This is a genomic window from Haloarcula litorea (assembly GCF_029338195.1).
Lineage (GTDB): Archaea > Halobacteriota > Halobacteria > Halobacteriales > Haloarculaceae > Haloarcula > Haloarcula litorea.
This window is the reverse complement of record NZ_CP119779.1, coordinates 3,227,958-3,243,713: the sequence shown is the minus strand read 5'-3', so window position 1 is coordinate 3,243,713 and position 15,756 is coordinate 3,227,958. Positions and strand designations below refer to the sequence as shown.

Sequence of the window (15,756 nt, the reverse complement as noted above, 5' to 3'; positions counted from 1 at the left end):
GGGTCGACCGACGCTCGCCGCTCACCGTCATACGCGCAGAAGCCACGGGCGCTGAGGGCGCTCGCTCGACTGGTGAACGGATCCCCTTGTCAGGCGTGAATCGACCACGATCGGCCGTTTCAAATCTCACATACTAGCTCTGTAAGGCGCGGTGTCAATCACAGACACACTCGTGTCGAACACCGACGAGATCGACGATCAAGGTATGGATTCGGTTGGCGAGCGCGACCATCGTTTCGGCACGCTCTCGTGTCGCTTTCCCGTCCTGGTAATAGGTCTGCGCTCGATTTTCGGTCCACAGCTCTTCGAGTCGGTCGGCCGTTTCAGTACCGATAAATCCGACAGTCGCACTGCGTTTGATAGCTGTCGTGTGGGACTGCGGCGGATTGGCCGGATCCTGGTGTCCCTCTTTGATCAGCCAGAACATGAACGTCTTCTCGACCGACGTGAATGCGGCCTCGATAGCGAGCGTGTAGAATCCGTCGGTCAGTAGTTGGTCCCCACCAGTGAGAGACCGACACGCTTTCCGTAGCTGTACGAATCCGGCATCTGAAACATCGAGTCCGTCTTCCGTCTCCTGTCCACCTCGCCGGAACGCTGCTTCGGCGTCCGAGAGGAGTGGTTCGATATCGTCGAGGTCGAGTGGCACGCTCACGCGCCTCCCTCAGTGGTCCCGTATGCCGAGTCTCGTATCTCGCGTAAGCGGTCGTTCTGCAGCAGGACGATGCCCTCATCGAATATCTCTTTCAGACGTTCACCACGAGACATCGCACTCTCAGGTGTTTCGACCAGAACTTCGAACTGATAGCGGTCGCCGTCGAATGACTGGTCCTCCAGTTCCCGTGCGATCTTCGCCCCGATGCGGCGACCGTGCGTGCCGTCGCCCTCGACGACGACGAGGAGGTCGATGTCACTGCTCCGGTCGGCATCGCCGCGGGCGACACTGCCGAAGAGAACGACACCAACGATATCAGCTATTTTCTCTGCCGTATCGGCCCGATCTCGGAGGTCGTCGAGGAATTCGCGGACAGGCTTTCTGAACTGTTGTTGTGGAATCGCGAACAGAGGGTCGGCCCGTTCAACGTGGTTCTGGTCGATACTGATCCGGGACGGGACGCCGTCTTCGATGCCAACGACACCGGCCTTGTCGAGTAGATCAACCGCTCGGGAAATCGAGGACACGTCTGCGCCAGTTATCGTGGCCAGTTCCTGTTGTGAGAAGCTTTCGAACGGGTTGTTGACGAGATGGTGGAGGATATCCTGCATCGCCTGATACCGGAAGATACGCTCATCTGGGAGCGGGAAGTCGAGACACACCCGCGCACCTTCTTGCATATTATGCAATTACTTGTGTATTGTGCAAAAAGATTGCGCAACGCGTGACACCGTTCGACGCGTGAACGAACGTACTCTTCCGCCTCGTTCGAATAGGAGATAAATCCGCCGCTGTCGGGCGGTTCGGAACGTGGAAATTCGCTACGGGCGCTGAGGGATTTGAACCCCCGACGGTTTGGTCCGAAGCCAAGCACTCTGTCCAGGCTGAGCTAAGCGCCCCGTGTCACACGCTACTCGCGCGTACCGGTTTAAACCAACCGATTCGGTACGCCGCCGGACCGATACTTCAGCCGAGTGCGAAAGTGGAATATACGCCGATCGCGTCTGAGGGGACGACGCCGTCGGGTGACACGGGAGAGAGAACTGATGTACGATCTCGGGGACCACCTCGCGGGGCTTGAGGTCCGCCCCGGCGCGAACGTCTTGATAACCGGACCGCCGCTCGTGGGAAAGCGGCGTCTGGGGTTGCGAACGCTCGCCACCGGGTGCGACGATGCCGTCGTCGTCACGACGCGGGAGGGCGCACCGCGGGTCAGAGACGAGTACCGGGCACTGGCCGAGCCACGCGAGCCACTCCACGTGGTCGACGCCGTCACCGAACACGTCGGCCGGTCGGCGGACGCCTCGGCGACCAGGTACGTCGCGTCGCCGGCGGCCCTGACCGACATCGGCGTCGCGTGCTCCGAACAGCTCCGCCGGTGTCACGACGACGGGGGCCGGACGCGGCTCCTCCTCGACTCGCTGACGCCGCCGTTGCTGTACTCGACGCTCCGGACCGTGTTCCGGTTCGCGCACCGCCTCTGTTCGCGCGTCGAGAACGCCTCCGCACTTGGACTGTACACCGTGACCGCCACCGCCCACGGGACGGAGGTGCTGAACACGCTGGCGCAACTGTTCGACGCTCGGATCGACCTCGACGCCGACGGGACGGCGACGGTCGATCTCCCGGGGAGCGAACCCCGAACCGTCGACCGGTAGTCAGTCGTCGTCCCCGACGTCGTCGAGGACGGACTGGACGTCGACGTCGCTCTCCTCGGCGACCGCTTCGAGCAGCGCCCGCTGTTCGGTCAGGTCCCGTTCGACGCTCTCCACCCGCTCGTTCGTGTCTTCGACCGTCTCCCGGAGGTTCTCGACCTGTTCTTTCAGTTCGTTCACCTTCGCGTACAGCTTCTCGGCGACGTCGGCGACCTTCTGGACTTTCTTCGCCGTCGAACCCAGTCCCATACCGCGGCGTAGCTGTGGTAGCCATTTCCGCGTTTCGCTCGAACGTGGCCGTTAAGACGCGGCCGCCCCCAGCGCCGGTATGGACGAGTTGCAGACCGCGCCGGCCGTCGCCATCGCCGGCTGTTGCTGCTTTCTGGTCGCGCTCGCGGTGCCGTACTTCGTCGTCGAGACGGGCAGTGCCGTCGGTGCCTACTACGGCGCGGGCGTGCTCTCGCCGGCGGTCCCGGCGGTCCTCGCCGCGGTCGGGATCATCGTCTTCGCGGCCGGCCGGGAGGGCCGCACGGACCCGGGGCTGGCGGCCGGTGCCGGCATCGTGCTGGGGCTGTTCGTCGTCGGGCTGAGCCTCGCGTGGGCGGCGACGGTGCCGACCAGCCTCGTTCTGGGACTGACCGAGTCGACCCTGATGGAACACCACCGCTGGGCCGTCGTCGCCGCCGCGCTCCCGGTGCCGCTGGGCGGGGCGTGGTTCGCCCGCGCGCTGGGGCTGTTCTGACGGCGTCCCGCCGCAGTCCGGCGGTGGTCCGAAAGGCCCTTATGTCGTCCCGGCGGAAATCCGAGTGGACTAGGTCGGGGGGCTTGGCCCCCCTCTCCCGCCCGCGCTATGGTCATCAGCGGGGACCGAACCCCGGGGGCGTCCGGTCAGACGGACGTGGACCCCGTGAGCCAACGTGGAAGCCTCGTCCCACGGGGACGGCGGTCCACGCGGTCGCATCCGCAGGGACGCGCCCGCGTGGTTGGTCGATGGCACCCCGCCAGGCACGGAAGTGAGCAGCGGACCATCGGACACCCGTCGCTCGTGGGGTCGCGGGGTGGAGGAGGCAAACGGGATTACCCACGTCCGAACGCCGGGCAATCCCGGGCGTCCGTCCATTCATCGCGATCCTCATTCGATAGCCGTCGGCCCGTCACCAGGGGTGCCCGCCGATGGTGACGATGGCCCCGCAGCGGCCACACTCCGAGACAACGAGCGGGTCGGACTCCGCGTGACGGACGACGACGTCCTCGGGACCGACGGGCGCTCCGCACCGCCGACAGACTGTCGACTGCGTGTCTCTCATCGGTATCTCTCCGGTGGGTGGAAGTCGTCGGACGGCTTGAGCGTGCGTCCCGTTTACCGCCGGCGACGGACCAGATGGTCACGGACGACGTGCCGGCTGGGGCCGTCGAGCCCCGCCGGTCGTCGGGCGGTCACGCACCGCGGGCCGACGCCGTCGGTTTCGACACCCGGATGGCCCACCGCTCCGGCCCCTTCCGGTCGGTCGCCACCGTCGGTCTCCCGTCGGCGAGTCCCGAGAGAGCGCCGGCGACGTCGCCCGGCTCGCGCTCGGTCAGGACGTGCAGCGACTCGCCCGGCGCGAGCGCGCGGAACTCCGCGCGGACCTGTTCGAGGCGGGCGCGGTCGGGGACGCCACGGAGGTCGAGTGCGCTCTCGGGAACCGCGACCGTGGTCCGCTCGTCGGGAGCCGTCGACACCTGCTCCGCGAGGTCCCGAAAGGGGGCGGGCACGTCGCCGTCGGTGACACGCAGGCGCTCGTCGATCGGCAACTCGGCGAGGACGTCGGCCTCGACGTCGGGATCACGGCCGAAGGGCGCGTGTTCGTCGCCGCAGGTGGGGCAGGTGAACCCGGCCATGTTGACGACGGTGCCCAGGACCGGCACGCCCTCCTCGCGGAACAGCGTCGCCGAGCGGTCCGTGTCGCCGGCGGCCGTCGGGAACGGCGTCGTGACCAGGACACAGCCGTCGACCGGGAGCGACTGCAGGGTCGTCAGGACGACGTCGCCCGTCCCCGGCGGTAGGTCGAGGACGAGGGTGTCGACGTCCCAGGCCGTCTCCGTCAGCAGCTCCTCGACGGCCTCGTGGGCCATCGCGCCGCGCCAGGCCATCGGCTCGTCGTTGGCGATCAGCCCGACGCTGACGACCTGCAATCCCTCGACTTCTGCCGGTCTCGCGCGGCCGTCGTCGGTCGACTCGAGCGGGCCGTCGAGATCGAGTAGTTCGGGCACGTTCGGCCCGTAGAGGTCGGCGTCGAACAGGCCGACGCGCTCGCCGGCCGCCGAGAGCCCGCGGGCCAGCTGTGTGGCCACCGTCGTCTTCCCGACCCCGCCCTTGGCGCTGGCGACGGCCAGCACCCGATCGACGCCGTCGAGCGCCGTGCCGTGGTCCGGTGACGACACGTCGGCGTCGACCTCGACGCTGTCGACGCCGCCGACCTCGAGGGCCGCGGCGCGCATCCGGTCGGTCAGTGCGTCGGCGGCCTCGGCGTCCAGCTCAGAGAGCGACGCCGTCACGGCGACCGCGCCGTCGTCGACGGCGACCGAGTCGACCAGCCCGGCGTCGAGGACGCTCCCCTCGCCCGTCGGTGACGCGACGGTCCGGAGCGCGTCCTCGACGGCAGCCGCCGTCGGATCTGTGTCCCCGGACATCGTCACCACGTCTCCTCGTGGTCGGGATCGGGACTCGGCCCCGCCTCGTCGTCCATCAGGGTCCCCCCGTAGGGGCGGTAGTCGAGCTCGAAGGCCCCGTCGAGCCGCTCCAGCAGGGCCTCCCGGCGGGCGATGGTGCCGGTGTCGAAGTCGGCGTCTTCCAGCGCCGCGACGACGTCGTCGTCGTCCAAGCGGCCGTCGTCGTAGGCCGCTGCCACGCCGTCCCGGAAGGTGTCCGCGTTGCGCCGGCAGCGCAGGCCCTCGTCGATCTCGGCCTGTACGGACGAGCGGTCGGCGTCAAGCGAGACGCCGTCGAAGCGGTCGATCGCCCGCCGGTCGTAGTCCGCGGCCTTCGAGAGGACCTCGCTCGCCTGCTCGACGGGCGTCAGTTCGGCCCACGCGTCGCGGGCGGCCGGGGCCACCATCGCGTCGACGATGTCGTCCCACTCGGTCGCCCGCTCTGGGTCCTCCAGCGCCTCCGCGACGAACGGGCCGACGTGGTCGTCGGGGATGGGGACGCCGAGCGACGACGCCGTTCCGTCGGCCGCCGTCTGCCCGTCGCTCGCTCTCTGGCCGTCGGCCGGGTCCTCCGCCTCACGCTCCGGCTCCTCGCTGGTCGAGTCGAGTTCGTATGGCATAGATCAGGTCCTGTCCTCCGGGTTCGTGTTCAGGTCGCGCTGCGGATCGAAGCCGGGCGCACCGCCCGGGGCCGGCGACCCCCCGCGGGACCGCTCGCCGAACGATCCCGCCGGGTCGAAGCCGTCGCCGGCGACGGACCGCTCGGCCGGGGTGTCGGGGCCGCTCCCTGGTGCCGACGGCGGGTCGACCTCGACGTCGAGGTCATCGGGGTCGGTCCCGCGGGCGGCCGCCAGCGCCTGCCTGGCCGCGCGGACGACGTCCTCGCTCCGGTCGGTGACGCCGTGGTCCTCCAGGGCTGTCTCCGCGCGGTCGGTCCCGAGCTGGCCCAGGCTCTCGGCGGCCTTCGCGCGGGCGAAGGCGTTCGGCTCCCGGGCCAGCACCGCCGCGAGGATGCGCTCGGCCTCCGGGACGTCGTCGGCGACCTCGCCGAGGAACTGCGCGGCGTACTCCCGGACTGCGGGGTGAGTGTCGGACTTGATTCGCTCGATCAGCAGCGGCTGGTCGGCCGCCCCCAGCTTGCCCAGCGCGATGACGGCGTTGCGCCGGACCCACCCGCTGTCGTCGTCGAGCGCCGCCCGCATCTCGTCCGGGTCGCCGCCGGCCCGCGAGAGCGCGACCACGGCCTCGGCGCGGACCCACGGCTCCGGGTCCGCCAGCGCGTCGGCGATCGCCTCCGTCGCCGCGCCGGCGACGCCCAGCGCCTCGACGGCGAACTGCCGGACCTCCGGGTCGTCGTCCTCGCGGACCCTCGCTTCGAGGGCGTCGACGGTCGCCGCTTCGAGGCCGGACTCGGCGGCGTCGACCAGCGCGATGGCGGCGTCCTGGCGCGTCCGTGCCGTGTCGGCGGAAAGCGCAGCCCGCACCTCGGTCTCGCTGTCCCCCGGGGCGCGGCCGCGGGCGCTCCAGTTCTCGTAGCTCATCGGACGGCCCTCCAGTAGACGACCGTCCAGCTGACGACGACGGCGGCGATCACGGTCCCGACCGAGGAAAACAGCGGACTGGTACCCCCGCCGGTCCCGCCGCTCTCGGCCCCACCGCCGGTCCCGCCGGCGGCGCTCCCGTCGCCACCGCCGCCGCCGGTGCTGGCGGCGGCGAGTTCGCCCGAGGAGGTGTTCAGCGTGCTGAACTGCATCGTGAGCGACTTCTTCCCGTTGACCTCGTCGGCGCTGCCGTTCCAGACGGCGAAGGCGAGGTACATCGTCTCGTTCTGCCGGAACGCGGCGTCGTAGGTCCCGTCGGTCGTGTGCTCCCGGACGAAGACCACCGACCACTCGTCGCCGTCCCGGGTCCCGCGCGCCCGGACGTTCTGGGTCGGCGCGTAGCTCAGGGAGCCGTAGCCGGCGGCGTAGTAGTTCTGCCCGTAGTCGGCGTAGCGGGCCTTCGAGAGCGGGTTCCCGGCCGCCAGCCCGGGCTTGGTCTCGTTGTCCGGGTGCGGGTAGGCGTACATGTCGTTGCTCCACGCGGCGCTGTCGTCGACGCCGTACTGCCACTGGGCGCGCCAGTACCAGATGTCGACCGGCGTCCCGGTCGCGCCCATCGTGATCGGCGGCTTCTCGCCGCTGTGGAGCATCACCGCGGCCGCGTCGCTGTAGTTCGTCGGCGCACGCAGACTCGTGTCGTTGGTCGGGTCGGTCCAGGTCAGCCGGATCGCGACGTGGCTCTCGTTGGTCAGCGCCTGGACCTGCATCTCGTCGACGCTGCCGCCGCCGTAGGGGACGGCCATCTGCTGTTTCGACAGCGAGACGGTCCGCGAAGGTGCCTGTTCCCATCGGTCGTCCGCCGCGGTCTGTGGGAGCCGCTCGGTCTCGACGAGCGGCTGCTGGCCGCCGACGACGGCGGCCGTGACCGCCATCTGACCGACGACCAGCAGGGCGGCGACGACGGCCGCGGCGGCGGTCGCCCGGCGGGCCGCGCTCCGGTCTAGGTCAGCCATCGGCACGCACCCCCGTTCCGGCGGCGATCGGGTCGGGGTGACTCGCCTCGTCGAACTCGACGAGCGCCGCCGCGAGGTCGGCGGCGGCGGCGTACACCTGGGAAGCGGGCGCGGCGTCCCCGGAGCCGTCGGGGACGCTGTGGGCCAGCGCCGGCACGAAGTCGACGAGGTGCTCGTCCAGGACGGTCGCGCCGGCCTGTGCGAGGTGGACGGCCGCCTCGTCGTCGCCGGATTCGAGCGCGACGGCCCGCTGGGCGGCGACGACCTGCATCAGCTCGAGCTCGACGGCGACGTGGTCCTGGCGTTCGTCGAACTCGTCGCTGACCTCGAGGTCGAACTCCTCGAGCAGACCGACGACGGTGGCGATCCGTCGCTGGCTCTCGTTGACCTCCTCGCCGGTGGTGTAGTGGGCCTCGTAGGGGACGACGGGGTAGGTGCCGTCCTCGCCCGGCAGCCCGAACAGGTCGTTGTACGCCGGTTCCATCGCGTCCGGGTCGGCGTCGGCGAGGGCCTCCAGCAGCGCCGTGGTCTCTGCGGCCAGGTCCAGTTCGGCACCGGCCTCGCGGACGGCCTCGCGGACCTCGGCGTCGAACAGGTCCGTCACGACCGCCTCGTCCGGGTAGTGGAACGCCGTCGCGACGAACCCGTACAGCGCGGCGCGTCTCGCGTGGTGCTGTGGTGTGTCCTGCATACTGTCACCTCAGGGTTGGTTGGTCCACATCTCCCCCTCGCGGACCTCCATCGGCTCCTCGATGGGGACGTCGACGACCTTCTCGCCCGTGCGGTCCCAGCCCTTCACGCGGTTCTCCTTGACGTTGTACGTCTCGATGAGCCGCGTCGTCGCGCCGAACAGCTGGAGGATGCCCAACACCTCGTGGCTGGGGTTCCGGACCCGCTCCTGGACGATCTTCACCGACTCCTCGTAGGTCGAGCCCGGCCAGTCGTTGCGCTTCTGGTCGGTGTTGGGCGTGAACATCTGCGTGAGGAACTCCGGCGGCACGTGGTAGGGCGGCATGTAGAACACCTGGGGCTGGGTGCCGAACTGCGGGTACAGCGGCAGCGCCACCTTCTCGTCGGAGTGGACGAGGTAGTTGATGGGCGAGCGCCCGCTGGCCGCGGAGGACTTCCCGCCGGCCGGGCCGGCGTCGGGACCCCGGTTGATGTTGCCGTGGAGGCGGGTCTTCCCGATGCAGGAGGAGACACACCGCGGGACGTTCCCCTCCTCGATGCGGGGGTAACAGCCGACGGGCTTCTCGGTGATGCCCGTCTCGGGGTTGTACATCGGCTTGTGGTACGGGCAGGCCTTCACACAGCGGCGGTAGCCCCGACAGCGCTCCTGGTCTAACAGGACGATGCCGTCCTCCTCGCGCTTGTAGATGGCCTTGCGCGGACAGGCCGCGAGGCAGGCCGGGTTCTTGCAGTGGTTGCAGAGCCTGGGGAGGTAGAACTGCCAGATGTCGTGGTACTCGTCGTTCTCCAGGTCCGACTCGACGACCTCGCCCTCGGGGTACTCGCCGTGGACCTGGTCGTCGCCCAGCGCGGGGTACTCCCAGGCCTGCTTCTCGGCGATGTAGCCGTGGACGTCCTCGCCGCCGTCGGCGGCGTCGAAGATCGTCTCGTTCGCGCCGAGGTCGTCCAGCAGCCGCATGTCCCAGCCCATCGGGTAGCCGCCGTAGGGCTCGGTCTCGACGTTCATCCACCACATGTACTCCTCGCCCTCGCCGCTGGTCCAGGTGGACTTGCAGGCAAAGGAGCAGGTGTTACAGTTGATACACCGGTTGGTGTTGACCACCATCCCCCAGTGCCAGTCCCGCTCCTCCTCGCGGCGTTCGTACGGGTAGCTGTGCGAGTGGCCGAGCTGTGGGTTGTCTACCTCGGGCATCAGTCGTCACCTCTCTGCAGGGTTCCGTCGACGTAGCTCTGGAACGTCTCGTCCTCGCGGGCGTCGCCGGGCCAGTAGCTCGCGTCGTCGTACTTCTCGACTTTCACCAGCGTATCGCGCTCGACGCCGGTCGGCGACCAGACCGCCTCCTCGTAGCCGACGTGGAACCCCGACCCGTCGGCCCAGGCGATGCTGTCCTCGACCTCGTCGGCGATGTTGGGGTTGCCGAACGTCGACTTGTGGACGAGGTCGTCGGTCTCAAGCATCGGGTTCAGCCAGATGTTCGTCGCCACGTTGTACCCCGAGATGTCGTCGTCGCTCTCCTCGTCCGCCGGGAAGTGCTGTTCCCACCAGCCGTGCCAGATGGTGAGCTGGCCGACGTCGCCGGCCGAACTCGGCCGCTGGCGGTCGCTTATCAGCACTCGGACGACGACCGAACCCCGGTCGCCCACGATCCGGATGTAGTCGCCGTTCTCGACGCCGTGTTTCTCGGCGTCCTCCGGATGCATTTCGACGAACGCCTCGCCCAGCGGCGGGGCGTCGTTCGTCTCACCGTCGCCCTGCGGGAACGAGAAGTCGTCTATCAGCCGCTCGGTCCCCTCGGGATCGCCGCTGACGGACCCGAAGTCCCGCGACGCCCAGATGAGGTTCCAGTCGGTCATCCCCCACGAGGAGTGGGTCCGGTACTTCGGGTGTGGGGTGTTGTAGAAGTACTGGTACCCCTCCTCGTAGAGGTCGTTGGTCTCGTCGGCGGCGCTGTCCCACTTCTGGTTGGCCCCGTACGGGGTCCCCTCTGGGCTCTCCACGTGGCACAGGTCGCTCAACTCGAGCTCGCCGAAGCGGTCCTCCTCCTTGTGGAACTCCATCCGACCGGTCTTGGTGAAGAACGGGCGGTCCTCGTGGGTCTGCGAGTAGAACGGCGTCCGCGGGTACGTCTTGAGCTGGAGGCGTTCGGGGCCGTCCTCCAGGTCCTCGACCTCGATGTCCCGAGTCGTCATACTCGCGTCGAACACCTCCCGCATGTACTCTCTCACGTCGCCGTCGTCGTCGAGGAACTCCTCGAAGTACGCCCGGTAGGAGTCGACGTTGCGCTCCTCGGGCGGGATCTTCTCGTCGAGCTTCTCGGCGACCAGCGCGACGATCTCCCCGTCCTGTTTGGTGTCGTAGATCGGGTCCATCACGCCGCTGTCCATCTGGATGAAGGGGTTCTCCGGGCCGACGGTGATGTCCGGATAGTCACACTCCAGCCAGGAGGGGACCGGGAGCACGATGTCGGCGTGGCGGGCCGAGTAGGTCATGTGCATGTCCGAGACGACGAACAGCTCGTTGGCCGTGTCCGGGTGCTTCACGAAGTTCCGCATCACGTGCTCCTGGTGTTTGGTCTGGTTCAGGAGGTTGCAGTTCATCGTCCAGAGGACCTCGGGCTTGGCCATCGTGTACCCCTCCGCCCCCTCCGGCACGACCGGCTCGTCGACGTCGCCCTGCGGGACGAGGTCGCCCTCGTAGCCCCCGCGGATGTCACGCGGGTCGAGCTGCTCACCGCCGAAGAAGGCGAAGGCGTAGCCCGGATACATCCCGTGGGCCTTGTGGCCGTCGGGGTTGACGTACTCGGGGTAGCCGTCCAGGAGCTCGATCTTGTACTGCCCCGAGAAGTTGTGGTACCCGCCACCGGGCTCGCCGACGTTGGCCAGCATCGACTGCACGAAGAAGACGCTCCGCTGGAGCTGGGTCGACCCGTGGAACCAGTGGTTGATCCCCTCGCCGGTGATCCACTGGGCGGTGTCGGCCTCGGCGAACTCCCGGGCGGTCTTCCTGAGGGCGTCGGCCGGGACCGTCGTGATCTCCTCGACCCGCTCCGGCGCGTAGTCCCGCATAACGGTCTCTTTCTGTCGGGCGAAGTCCGTCCGGACCGACACCGTCGACCCGTCGACCAGATCGACCTCGCGCTCGGCCTCGAGCCGCGGGGTGGCCGGCGTCTCGGAACCCACCTCCTCGCGCGCGAGCGGGGCGAGCGCTCCGTCTTCGGTGACCACGACGAAGTCCCCCCAGTCGCCCGCCTCCTCGGCGTCGTGAGTGTCCTCGGGGGGCTCCTCGTGGTCCTCGAACACTTCGTGGGCGCGCAGGTACTTGCCGTCGTCCTCGCGCACCAGCAGCGGGAGGCTCGTGTAGCCCCGCATGAACTCGGGGTCGTACAACTCCTCGTCGATGATGACGTGCGCGAACGCGAGGGGGATCGCCGGGTCGCTGCCGGGCCGGACCGGCAGCCACCGGTCGCACTTCTGGACCGTCGGCGAGTAGTCCGGGTAGATCCCGACGATCTCGCCGCCTCGCTCCCGCATCTCCTGGAACCAGTGGTTGTCGGCGAGCTTGTTGTGGATGAGGTTCTTCCCCTGGATGATCGTGTAGTCGGACTTGCGCCACCCGGCGGCGTCGCCGTCCGACGTCTGGTAGCCCGTCGTGATGACGTGGCCCGGCGGCAGGTCGGCGTACCAGTCGTACTCCGTCCACTCGCAGCCCCCGAAGATGGAGGCGAGCCGCCGCCCGGAGCCGTGTCGGGTGAACAGGCCGTCGGCCTTGATGGCGTTGAACACCTGGAAGTGTTTGCTGTCCTCCAGATTCGCCATCTTCTCGGCGATGAGGTCGACGGCCTCCTCCCAGGACACCCGCTCGAACTCGTCCTCGCCGCGGCCCTCGGGGTTGGGGTCGTCGGGGTCCCACCCCTTGCGGACCATCGGGTACTTGATGCGAGAGGGCTCGAACGTGCGCCGGTGGAGCGTCAGCCCCTTCATACAGCCACGCGGGTTCCACTGCTGGCTGACGCCGGCGTCTTCGTACCCCGACGGGCCGACCGACGGTTCCTCGTTGTGGTACACCTGCTCGGCCCGGATGGGGACGCCGTTCTTCATATAGAAGTTCAGCGCACAGGACTGGGTGCAGTTGGGGTGACAGACCGTCCAGTCCACGTCGTCGTAGGCGTAGATCTCCCGGTACACGTCCTCCCAGTCGCGGTTGGGGTAGGACTGCAGGGGGTTATCGACACTCGTGATGGGGTCGGTCGCCTGTGTCGCGCCCCAGGCACCCTCGACGAGCGCGCCGACCGCGCCCGCGCCGGCCGCGGTCAGGAAGTCGCGCCTCGTCAGCGGCACCGTACATCCCTCCGTGGAGCGGTCTCGCGCATATCGGGACCCAGTGACGAGGGACTATTCAACCGCCACACCGGTTCCCAGCGGCGAGGAAGGGGTGCGAAGATGTTCGCGGAAAGGGTTTGTGGTGAAGGGGAACCACGGTTCGGTATGGCGACGGATCACGCCGACCGCCGGCGACTCGACGTCCGTGAGGTCGAGGGCGAACCGTTCGGACGGATCGTCTCCGAACTGGGGGAACTGGACGGCGACGAGTGTCTCCTGCTGGTCAACAGTTTCGAGCCCGTCCCGCTGTACGACGTACTGGACGAGCGCGGCTACGACCACGAGACGACACAGGTCGCGGACGACGAGTGGCACGTCGAGATACGGCCGAGGTAGCCCCGCGGCGGCGTCGTCGGCTCCGGCTCGACGCGGTCGCTGGCCGGGGCCGGAGTCCGACAGAACTGTGACCGTCGCTTCGGTCCCGGGCCGACCGGACGCTCGGTGCCGGCCCGACGGAACCGCTGTCCGCCCGTTGCGGGCGGTGGCGACGCGGGCGGCGGGGGCGTCTCAGTCGTCGGTGGCCGGCTCCACGGGGCTGTCGAGGCCGGCGAGTTCGAGGCCGCCGCCGATGGTGCGGTTCGGGTAGGGGATGTTGATGTCCTCCTCGTCGAACCGCTGTTTGACCGACTGGACGAACTCCCCGCGGGTCTTCACGAAGTCGGCGCGGCTGGGGTTGTCGATCCAGATGCGGGACTGGAGGCCGACCGAGGAGTCCCCGAGCTCGACCAGCCGGACGGAGGGCCCGGGGTCGTCGAGGATCTCCGGGTGGTTCCGGGCCTCCTCGAGGATGATCTCGGTCGCCTTGTCGATGTCGTCGTCGTAGCCGATGCCGAAGGTGAACTTCAGGCGCAGCTGGTCCTTCGCGACGGGGTTCTTGATGACGCCGTCGGTGAGCTGCGAGTTCGGGACCGTCAGCAGCTCGTTGTCGAAGGTGCGGACCCGGGAGACCCGGAGGCTGATGTCCTCGACGACGCCGGAGTTGCCGTCCCACTCGATCCAGTCGCCGATGCGGAACGGCTTGTCGGTGTAGATGAAGATGCCGGCGACGAAGTTCTTCAGCACGTCCTGCATCGCCAGCCCGATGGCCAGCGTCGCGGCGGCGGCGATGGTCGCCAGCGACTGCAGGAAGTCGCCGTACTGGGCCAGTCCGAACGCGACCGAGATGGCGACGAAGACGATGGCGATGCTCACCAGCTTCTTCAGCGGCTTGCGGGCGTGCTCGTCGAGGTCGCGAGACTGCAGCGAGCGGTCGACGACGGGGATGACCACGGCCTTCCCGACGAGGTAGACGACGGCGAAGACGGCGACGAAGACGATGGCCGAGGCGAGCGTCCCGGCAAGTCCCTCCGGGAGGAAGTTGTCGAGGACGTTCGCGACGGGGGCGACCTGCATCATCGCTCGAACACCGCCGTGTGCCCCCGGACACGGACCACGTCGGCCCCGACCTCGTCGGCGAGGTCGTCGGCCAGGTCTTCGCTGGTCGTCCCGCCGCGGGCCGCGCGGAGGAACTTCACCTTCACGAACTCCCGGTCCGAGAGCTGCGAGTCCAGTTCGTCGACGACCGACTCGATACCGCTCTTCCCGACGCGCAGCGTCGTGTCCAGTTCGTGGATGCGCTGTCGTCGAGGCGTCTCTGACATGGTTTCGCCAACGGCGTCGTAGACTATAAATCCCCGATTCGCGGAACCGCGTCAGTCGTAGGGGTACCGAGCCTGTGTGCCACAGTCACAGGTGACGACCACGTGGCCGGTCCGGGTGCGCACCCGGGCGTTCCGGCCCGGGACGAGAAAGGCGTCACAGGCGTCGCAGGTGAACCGCTTGAACGTCCGCGGCAGCGGGAGCCGGTGGCGCTCGGCGACGCGACGGGCGCGGGCGACGTACTCGCGCGCCCGGTCCTCGCGGCCGGCCTCGACGGCCTCGCGGGCCAGCGACTGGAGGCGCTCGATGCGCTCCCGTGCGATGGTCGCCTCGTCGGTCATCGGGCGGAGGTGGGACCGGCCCGTTCTTACCCCTTCCGGACCGGCGGAGTCGGAACCGTTTTGCGCGCGGCCGGTGAGCGAGCGAGCGTGCGCGTCCTGAACTACCTCGAACTCGCCGATCGGTTGGACCGGTCGGGCATCGGCACCGCCGTCGACCAGCAGCGGGCGGCGCTTTCCGACACCGACGTCGACGTGCTCACCAATCCCTGGCACGACGGCCACCCCGGGTGGGCGCTGGGCGGCAACGTCGCCTTCGACGATCCGGTGTTCCGGGAGTTCGACGTGGCCCACTGCAACATGATCGGCCCCGGGTCGGTCGCCGTCGCACGGCACGCGAAGCGCCACGACGTGCCGCTGGTGCTGCACGCCCACGTCACGCGCGAGGACTTCCGGGACAGCTTCCGCGGCTCGAACCTCGTCGCGCCGGCGCTGGGCCGGTATCTCCGGTGGTTCTACTCGCAGGCCGACCGGGTGCTGTGTCCCTCAGAGTACACGAAGGACGTCCTCGAATCGTACCCCGTCGAGGCCCCCATCGAGCCCGTGACGAACGGCGTCGACATCGACGCCCTCGAGGGGTTCAAGTCGCTGCGCGGGAAGTACCGCGAGCGCTACGACCTGGACGGGATGGTCGTCTTCGCCGTCGGCAACGTCTTCGAGCGCAAGGGGCTGACGACGTTCTGCGAACTGGCGCGAGCGACCGACTACGACTTCGCGTGGTTCGGCCCCTACGACGACGGCCCACAGGCCTCGAAGACGGTCCGGCGGTGGGTGTCGGACCCGCCGGAGAACGTCACCTTCAGCGGGTGGATCGACGACATCCGGGGAGCCTTCGGCGCGGGCGACGTCTACCTGTTCCCGACGAAGGCCGAGAACCAGGGCATCGCCGTGCTGGAGGCGATGGCCTGCGGGAAGGCCGTCGTCCTCTCGGACATCCCCGTCTTCCGGGAGTACTACGAGGACGGCCACGACTGCCTGATCTGTGCGGACCGGGCGGAGTTCCGCGAGGCGCTGGACCGGCTGGCGGCCAACCCCGGCCTCCGCGAGCGCCTCGGCGAGAACGCCCGGGAGACCGCCCGCGAACACTCGCTGGACCGGGTCGGCGAGCGGCTGGTCGAGACCTACGAGGGGCTCGTCTGAGCGGGGTCGGGAGCG

18 protein-coding genes, 1 tRNA gene and 1 other RNA gene are annotated in these 15,756 nt (G+C 68.8%); 5 read left to right on the top strand and 15 right to left on the bottom strand.

Annotated features, from left to right (window positions below; all coding sequences use genetic code 11):
* Nucleotides 1-154: 154 nt before the first annotated feature.
* The 3 genes from P0592_RS17425 to P0592_RS17415 form a co-directional block, all read right to left on the bottom strand.
* Nucleotides 155-649 (bottom strand): DUF8154 family protein, encoded by a 495-nt coding sequence (locus P0592_RS17425; protein WP_276272180.1) that lies wholly within the window; start codon nucleotides 647-649, stop codon nucleotides 155-157.
* Nucleotides 650-651: 2 nt separating this feature from the next.
* Nucleotides 652-1,335 carry a nucleotidyltransferase domain-containing protein gene (locus P0592_RS17420; RefSeq protein ID WP_276272179.1) on the bottom strand — a complete coding sequence of 228 codons (684 nt, stop codon included), beginning with the start codon at nucleotides 1,333-1,335 and terminating at the stop codon, nucleotides 652-654.
* Between the two features lie 144 nt (nucleotides 1,336-1,479).
* A tRNA-Arg gene (locus P0592_RS17415) sits at nucleotides 1,480-1,554 on the bottom strand.
* A 126-nt stretch (nucleotides 1,555-1,680) separates the two neighbouring features.
* Here P0592_RS17415 and P0592_RS17410 point away from each other — a divergent pair.
* Complete coding sequence (locus P0592_RS17410; protein ID WP_276272178.1) at nucleotides 1,681-2,313, top strand: RAD55 family ATPase; 633 nt, start codon at nucleotides 1,681-1,683, stop codon at nucleotides 2,311-2,313.
* Here the strand turns inward: P0592_RS17410 and P0592_RS17405 are convergent, their stop codons facing one another.
* Nucleotides 2,314-2,559, bottom strand: coding sequence for a DUF5798 family protein (locus P0592_RS17405; protein WP_276272177.1), 246 nt, complete (start codon nucleotides 2,557-2,559; stop codon nucleotides 2,314-2,316).
* A gap of 79 nt (nucleotides 2,560-2,638) precedes the next feature.
* Between P0592_RS17405 and P0592_RS17400 the strand changes: the two genes are divergently transcribed.
* Complete coding sequence (locus P0592_RS17400; RefSeq protein ID WP_276272176.1) at nucleotides 2,639-3,052, top strand: DUF7548 family protein; 414 nt, start codon at nucleotides 2,639-2,641, stop codon at nucleotides 3,050-3,052.
* Nucleotides 3,053-3,114: 62 nt separating this feature from the next.
* Nucleotides 3,115-3,432, top strand: an RNA gene (ffs, locus tag P0592_RS17395) — signal recognition particle sRNA.
* Nucleotides 3,433-3,464: 32 nt separating this feature from the next.
* Here the strand turns inward: ffs and P0592_RS17390 are convergent.
* The 8 genes from P0592_RS17390 to P0592_RS17355 all read right to left on the bottom strand — a co-directional run bounded on the left by P0592_RS17390 (nucleotide 3,465) and on the right by P0592_RS17355 (nucleotide 12,583).
* On the bottom strand, nucleotides 3,465-3,617 hold the full coding sequence (locus tag P0592_RS17390; RefSeq protein WP_276272175.1) for a hypothetical protein: 153 nt from the start codon (nucleotides 3,615-3,617) through the stop codon (nucleotides 3,465-3,467).
* Nucleotides 3,618-3,747: 130 nt separating this feature from the next.
* A complete protein-coding gene (locus P0592_RS17385; RefSeq protein ID WP_276272174.1) occupies nucleotides 3,748-4,983 on the bottom strand; it encodes a P-loop NTPase in 1,236 nt (411 codons plus the stop codon).
* Nucleotides 4,984-4,985: 2 nt separating this feature from the next.
* Complete coding sequence (locus P0592_RS17380) at nucleotides 4,986-5,621, bottom strand: hypothetical protein (protein ID WP_276272173.1); 636 nt, start codon at nucleotides 5,619-5,621, stop codon at nucleotides 4,986-4,988.
* 3 nt (nucleotides 5,622-5,624) lie between these two features.
* A complete protein-coding gene (locus P0592_RS17375) occupies nucleotides 5,625-6,542 on the bottom strand; it encodes a HEAT repeat domain-containing protein (RefSeq protein WP_276272172.1) in 918 nt (305 codons plus the stop codon).
* Entirely contained in the window at nucleotides 6,539-7,555 is a 1,017-nt protein-coding gene (locus P0592_RS17370) for an ethylbenzene dehydrogenase-related protein (RefSeq protein WP_276272171.1), read from the bottom strand. Before P0592_RS17370 ends, P0592_RS17375 begins: the two co-directional genes overlap by 4 nt.
* The gene (locus P0592_RS17365; RefSeq protein WP_276272170.1) at nucleotides 7,548-8,246 is read right to left on the bottom strand and encodes a TorD/DmsD family molecular chaperone; all 699 of its coding nucleotides are present in this window, start codon (nucleotides 8,244-8,246) and stop codon (nucleotides 7,548-7,550) included. Before P0592_RS17365 ends, P0592_RS17370 begins: the two co-directional genes overlap by 8 nt.
* 9 nt (nucleotides 8,247-8,255) lie before the next feature.
* Complete coding sequence (locus P0592_RS17360; protein WP_276272169.1) at nucleotides 8,256-9,437, bottom strand: 4Fe-4S dicluster domain-containing protein; 1,182 nt, start codon at nucleotides 9,435-9,437, stop codon at nucleotides 8,256-8,258.
* Nucleotides 9,437-12,583: a molybdopterin-containing oxidoreductase family protein gene (locus P0592_RS17355; RefSeq protein WP_276272168.1), complete on the bottom strand. Its 3,147-nt coding sequence runs from the start codon at nucleotides 12,581-12,583 to the stop codon at nucleotides 9,437-9,439. The genes P0592_RS17360 and P0592_RS17355 overlap by 1 nt, the downstream gene beginning before the upstream one ends.
* A gap of 147 nt (nucleotides 12,584-12,730) precedes the next feature.
* Here P0592_RS17355 and P0592_RS17350 point away from each other — a divergent pair, with 147 nt between their 5' ends.
* Entirely contained in the window at nucleotides 12,731-12,961 is a 231-nt protein-coding gene (locus P0592_RS17350; protein WP_276272167.1) for a DUF2249 domain-containing protein, read from the top strand.
* Nucleotides 12,962-13,132: 171 nt separating this feature from the next.
* Here the strand turns inward: P0592_RS17350 and P0592_RS17345 are convergent, their stop codons facing one another.
* The 3 genes from P0592_RS17345 to P0592_RS17335 are packed head-to-tail and all read right to left on the bottom strand — an operon-like array spanning nucleotide 13,133 to nucleotide 14,604.
* Nucleotides 13,133-14,017: a mechanosensitive ion channel family protein gene (locus P0592_RS17345; protein ID WP_276273952.1), complete on the bottom strand. Its 885-nt coding sequence runs from the start codon at nucleotides 14,015-14,017 to the stop codon at nucleotides 13,133-13,135.
* Complete coding sequence (locus tag P0592_RS17340; RefSeq protein ID WP_276272166.1) at nucleotides 14,017-14,265, bottom strand: YhbY family RNA-binding protein; 249 nt, start codon at nucleotides 14,263-14,265, stop codon at nucleotides 14,017-14,019. Before P0592_RS17340 ends, P0592_RS17345 begins: the two co-directional genes overlap by 1 nt.
* A gap of 51 nt (nucleotides 14,266-14,316) precedes the next feature.
* A complete protein-coding gene (locus P0592_RS17335; RefSeq protein ID WP_276272165.1) occupies nucleotides 14,317-14,604 on the bottom strand; it encodes a ribonuclease P protein component 4 in 288 nt (95 codons plus the stop codon).
* Nucleotides 14,605-14,691: 87 nt separating this feature from the next.
* Here P0592_RS17335 and P0592_RS17330 point away from each other — a divergent pair, with 87 nt between their 5' ends.
* Complete coding sequence (locus P0592_RS17330) at nucleotides 14,692-15,741, top strand: glycosyltransferase family 4 protein (protein WP_276272164.1); 1,050 nt, start codon at nucleotides 14,692-14,694, stop codon at nucleotides 15,739-15,741.
* The last annotated feature ends 15 nt before the right edge of the window (nucleotides 15,742-15,756 follow it).